This window comes from Hyphomonas sp. UBA3601 (assembly GCF_002375605.1).
Lineage (GTDB): Bacteria > Pseudomonadota > Alphaproteobacteria > Caulobacterales > Hyphomonadaceae > Hyphomonas.
In genome coordinates, this window is sequence record NZ_DFME01000125.1 from 1 (window position 1) to 5,354 (window position 5,354).

A 5,354-nucleotide genomic window follows, 5' to 3' on the forward strand; every position below is an offset into this window, starting at 1 on the left:
GGGCGCATGGCGTCCCATTCCTCGAATTTGAGGGGGCGGTTGTCCATGCAGGAGGGGAGGCGGAAGCCGTATTCGGCCAGCGTGGTCTTGCGGCTGAAGTCGCCTTTGTACATGGCGCCGATCTGGGGCACGGTCTGGTGGCTCTCATCGGTGAAGACGAGGGCATTGTCGGGCAGGTATTCGAACATGGTCGGCGGCGGGTCGCCGGGCTTGCGGCCGGTGAGGTAGCGGGAATAGTTCTCGATGCCGTTGCAGGAGCCGGTGGCGGCGAGCATTTCGAGATCGTACTGGGTGCGCTGCTGGATGCGCTGGGCCTCGAGCAGTTTTCCATTGGCCTCGAAATGGGCAATCGTGGTCTTCAGCTCCGCCTTGATCTTGTCGATGGCCTGGTTGAGCGTCGGGCGGGGCGTCACATAGTGGCTGTTCGCATAGATCTTGATGGCGGGCAGCTTCTGCATGGTGCGGCCGGTGAGCGGGTCGAACTCGGTGATGCTCTCCAACTCGTCGCCGAAGAAGGAGAGCTTCCAGGCGCGGTCTTCGAAGTGGGCCGGGAAGATGTCGACCACGTCGCCCTTCACGCGGAACGTGCCGCGGGTGAAGGCCATGTCATTGCGGGTATACTGATTGGCGACGAGCTGTTCGGCGACGCGGCGCGGGTCGATGCGCTGGCCCTCTTCGAGCTTGAACGTCATCGATGTGTAGGTCTCGACCGAGCCGATGCCGTAGATGCACGAGACGGAGGCGACGATGATCACGTCGTCGCGCTCGAGGATGGCACGGGTGGCCGAGTGGCGCATCCGGTCAATGGCCTCGTTGATGGAGGATTCCTTCTCGATATAGAGATCGGCGCGCGGCACATAGGCCTCGGGCTGGTAATAATCGTAATAGGACACGAAATACTCCACCGAGTTCTCGGGGAAGAAGGATTTGAACTCGCCATAGAGTTGTGCGGCGAGCGTCTTGTTGGGGGCGAGGATCAGGGCCGGGCGCTGGGTCGCCTCGATGATCTTGGCCATGGTGAAGGTCTTGCCGGTGCCGGTCGCGCCGAGCAGGACCTGGTCGCGCTCGCCCGCGCCGATGCCTTCGACGAGTTCGGGGATCGCGGTGCGCTGGTCGCCCGCGGGCTCATATTCGGAATGCACTTTAAACCGCTTGCCGCCCTCCAGCTTGACCCAGTCGCGGTCAGGCCGGTGGGGCGTCCAGTTGTCGGACGGCAGGGCGCCGGCGGCATCGCGCGCGAAGCCATCAAGCGAGAACACGCTGGGCGCTTCGGAAACGCCCTTGGAAGGAGGAGGAGGAGCCATACCCCCGATATGGGGCGCGGGCAGGGAGGTGTCTAGGGTGTTCTTGTTGTGTTCGGTGTGGTGGTGGATAGAAGGTCTGTAAGCCGGTTGCGCAACTGGTTGGCGATAGTTCCGGCCTTCAAGCGCGCGGGGGCGGCGGCATCTGTCTGGGCCATAAGTTCTAAAAAGCTCATGGTTTCTTCGATTCTCGAAATTTCCCGCCACGCGAAACAGAGGTCTGCGTACCGCTCCATCGCGTCATAAACAATCTGACGCATCTCACTGCGGCCTAGAACGACGTTCGGAACGCGATTGAATTTTCCCTCGATCTGACGGCGCCAAGCAGGCGCTACGGAGTCGGCAGTGTCAGTGAGTGTGTGGGAGGCAAGAGCAAGCAGAATGAATTGACCGCGCCGTTCGCTGAGATAGTCGATCGCCAGGGAGTGCGCGTAGACGAATTCAGGCAAGTTGCTGATATGCTCAAGAAGCTTCAGTAGGGTGTTTGCTTGGTTCAGAGCGAACCATTTGTTATTGTTCGCTCCGGCCTCAATCAGGTCGTCTAACAGTCGCTCGAATTTCAGTTTTTCGTTTCTTATCGTGTTTTTGGCAGCAGCCCTCCTTTGCGGGTGGCTGGTTGCCCGATATTGAGTGTACAGCTCTCGGAAGTCGCAAGGCTGCCGCCATTGTTCTTCCAGCTGTGAAAGTTGTTCGGCAGGTGGCCCGGCAAGTACCCGATACTCACTTACCATCCATTCGGCACCTGCCTTCAGATCAGGGTCTGGAGAGTTCAGCAGCTCGCTAAGTCGGCGTGGACTGTAAGGAAATGCGGGAAGCTTCAGCTCTTCTCTGGCTTCTCGATGCTTCTCAACGCGCTTTCTGAAGCTGGGCTTGGGAATGTATTTCTTTTCGTTGTGGTCGTATCGTATGCCACGTTCAAAGAATTCCTGTTCCGTGAAGGGATCAAAAGCGTTGATGTGGCCCGCATCGTACAGGCGCTGTTGGGCGCGGCTGCGTTGCCATATGCCAAATGCCTGAAATAGAGCCGCCATGATCACGAGGTCGACCAGAGCGCGTGCGGCGAAGGTCAGGTGCTTGGCGAGTGTGGGGTTGCCGACATTGTCGGATACTGAAATGGGGGTGTTTACTTCGACCTGATAAATTTCCCACCAATCGACAAAAGGTACGGCCTTCGCCAGTTCTGCGCCAAAGAAGCTGATCCACGCGTAGAATTGCTGTGTGGGGGGCATGCTTGCAAGAGATTGCTCCGTATCGAAAGCAAAGCTGAACTGTTCTATCTGGAACAGCGCCAAGGGGACCAAAACAAAGAAGGAAACATAGCCCAATAGGGCTTCATCCTTGAGGTCGTTGTCAAAGCCAATATGAATATCCTGCGATTTTCGGAAGTCTGTCGATTGAAGGCGTGAAGCTGTTTCCCTGTCTGCTTCCACCCATGCCCATCTCCTGCCGAGCGCTATAACGATCAACATTGCAACGAATATGGGGATGAGACCAAAGGGGCTGCTCAAAACGAAGCCGATGGCGGATAGTGGAAGAATCAGACCGACTACCAATAGGTGAGGCACGGGTGCTCCATGCTGGGTTGCGCCGGACAAGGGGGCTACAAGCCGGACAAGGATCGAATCCAGTCGGCTGACCCATACTTCCGGAGCAAAACTGGCGATGCCGCCCGCTGCGGTGCTCGCCCGTGCTGTGTGATTTTCTTCGTTTTGATTCAGATGACGCGTGAGATGTGGCGCGATTATGAAAACCAGGAATGCGATGATGACTACAAGGTAGATGATGACACCCAGATCCTGATCAATCGAGAAGAACCCGGCGCCAGCGGCCCACGCCAAAAGGAGAATGCCGCCAATGGCTATGAAGCTCGTGATCAACGAGTTGCGAGACACGACATCTGTCCTGAACAAAGGCGATTTGCTTTGCTTGGCTTCTGCTGCAGCCATGCGTGCGATGGCTGTCAAAATTGGAAGGAAAGCCCCCGCGAAAAAGGCGCAATAAATTGCGATATGTAGAAGACTGCGTTCCGCGTCCGAGCCTCGCAATCGTATATGCTCAAGTTCCGAAATCAGGGGGCTGCCAGATACGAAGGCCAGCACGGACAGGGCCAAAAGTGAGAGCAGCAGATAGACGAACAGCTCTTTCAAGCCTTGGGCGATGATTTTTTCATCACTGCGCGTACGCCTTGAGGGGTTCACGGCGAGCGCGGAATGTAGACGGGCCCATATCTGGTGACTCCGGAAAAGTCCCGCCGCCACAGCTCCCACCCATAGGGCGGCCAGCAGGGCATAATTCGGTGTTTGTTGTCGGTCGGCGTCTGATAGCGGCCAAAGAAGCAGGCATATCGCCGTCATCGAGACCACGGCCCCTGTTCGGATGCCATCCGACGCGTCCAGGGACTTAAATCCCATCCATTGCGGGCGCCGAAACCCAAATTCAACTCCGAGAGACATATGTACACCGTCCTCCTCACCCAAGTTGAACTTTACCTTTCGTTAATGCTTGCGCAACCTTGGATCGAGGGTGAAGGTCAAAGAAAATGAATGGGGAAGACAATGACCAATCTGACTGAAGCCCGTATCGCGAACGTCCGTAACCATATGGCGTTGGAGGTGACGCATGATTGGGATGCGGTGATGGCGACGTTCGCGCATCCCCGGTATGAGATGCATGGCGGCGGGCAGGTGTTCGACGGGGAGGCCGCGGTGCGGCGCTATTTCGAACTGTCGCGCACGCCCTTTCCGGATCAGGACAATGAAATCATCTCGATTGCCGTTGATGAGGCAACCAACAAACTTCTGGTCGAGTTCTGGCTGACGGGCACGCATACCGGCCCGCTACAGGTCGGCAAGACCATGATTGAGCCCACCGGGCGCCGTTTCAAGGTGCGCATGGCGGCAACGTTTGAATTCGCGCCGGGCAGTGACCGGATTATCTGCGAACGCCCCTATTATGATCAGGGCGCCGTGCTGCGCGCGCTGGACCTTGTCTGATCGTGGCGGCGCGTCGGCCGAGGAGGCCAGATTGCCCGGACTCTCGTCAGGGTAGGAAAAAATGAACCAAATGGGGGCTGGGGCATAGTAGGGGCATGACCCAACTCGTTTCCGTTCCGACCCAGGCCGATTCCGCCCCCGCCGAATTGCGGCGCAGCACGCGCGTTCGCCTGCAAACGTCCGGGCGAGTTGTCCTGATGGATTATAGCGAGGCGCGCAGCATTCTCGTGCAGGATTTATCGGTGCACGGGGCCTGTCTGAAAGTCGGCGATTGGGCCGATCTGCCAAACCGTTTCCACTTGCTGCTGCGCCGGACCCCGTCGGAGCCGCATTTCCAGGTCGATTGCACGGTGCGCTGGCGCGTTGGCCCGGCGGTCGGGGTCGAGTTTGATCGCGCGATGGCCGGTTATATTCTGGCCGAACTGATCCGCCAGCCTGCGTTCCGTCACTGAACGCGGCGTCCGCGCCTAATCTTTGGTGTCTGAATCCTGGCTGCGCTCCTTCGAGCGCAGCTGTGCCATCAGCTCCTCAAGTCTCGCAGAGGGTGGCGCTTTCAGACTCTCCTCAAAGGATTTCCTGAGTGCGTCGCGCAATGGATCTGCGCTTGTGTCCTCTTCCGTGTCTTGTGCGCTAGAAATAGACTGTCTCTTTTCCTGCATATCTGCGTCCCCAAACCCGCGCAGCTACTATAATCCGGTTCGAGCTTGTGGGCCCGAACAAGGGACGGTCTCTAGGAAGTTTTCCCCCCCTTGTCGATGCCCGGATCGAGACCGGAATCGCTCATGTCCGAGCGGGCTTCGATTTTATGATTCGTTGATCCGTCACGCTTGCGGATATTGGCGCTCACGACTCGGGGCCAATCGGCGCAGGACGTATCCGATCGGGGCTGGCGCGCCTTCCGCATCGTGTTGTGCGCGCTACAGGGGCATGGATGTGAAGTGGGGCGGGGGATACAATCGGCACGAGAAAACCACCGGGTCTGAGGGAAACTTTCAGGTTTTTCACTTTGTAACAATCTGAAATAAACCGTGTGGATGAGCGCCACGATTTTCGCGAATGT

General features: G+C 57.9%; 5 protein-coding genes. 2 read left to right on the forward strand and 3 right to left on the reverse strand.

Going from position 1 to position 5,354, the window contains the following annotated elements; all coding sequences use genetic code 11:
* Both B4F73_RS13585 and B4F73_RS13590 read right to left on the reverse strand, forming a co-directional pair.
* The coding region (locus B4F73_RS13585) for a DEAD/DEAH box helicase family protein (RefSeq protein ID WP_349679575.1) at positions 1–1,304 on the reverse strand (1,304 nt) is incomplete at its 3' end.
* Between the two features lie 32 nt (positions 1,305–1,336).
* A complete protein-coding gene (locus B4F73_RS13590; RefSeq protein WP_290480709.1) occupies positions 1,337–3,778 on the reverse strand; it encodes a hypothetical protein in 2,442 nt (813 codons plus the stop codon).
* Between the two features lie 78 nt (positions 3,779–3,856).
* Between B4F73_RS13590 and B4F73_RS13595 the strand changes: the two genes are divergently transcribed.
* A complete protein-coding gene (locus B4F73_RS13595; protein WP_290483530.1) occupies positions 3,857–4,294 on the forward strand; it encodes an ester cyclase in 438 nt (145 codons plus the stop codon).
* A gap of 95 nt (positions 4,295–4,389) precedes the next feature.
* Positions 4,390–4,746, forward strand: coding sequence for a PilZ domain-containing protein (locus tag B4F73_RS13600; RefSeq protein WP_206992145.1), 357 nt, complete (start codon positions 4,390–4,392; stop codon positions 4,744–4,746).
* A gap of 278 nt (positions 4,747–5,024) precedes the next feature.
* On the opposite strand, the gene B4F73_RS13605 is transcribed toward B4F73_RS13600, so the two are convergent.
* The coding region (locus B4F73_RS13605) for a hypothetical protein (protein ID WP_290483531.1) at positions 5,025–5,354 on the reverse strand (330 nt) is incomplete at its 5' end.

Excerpts from the sequence above, each read along its gene's own strand:
- B4F73_RS13595 (WP_290483530.1), top strand. The coding sequence starts at position 3,857 with ATGACCAATCTGACTGAAGCCCGTATCGCGAACGTCCGTAACCATATG.
- B4F73_RS13600 (WP_206992145.1), top strand. The coding sequence starts at position 4,390 with ATGACCCAACTCGTTTCCGTTCCGACCCAGGCCGATTCCGCCCCCGCC.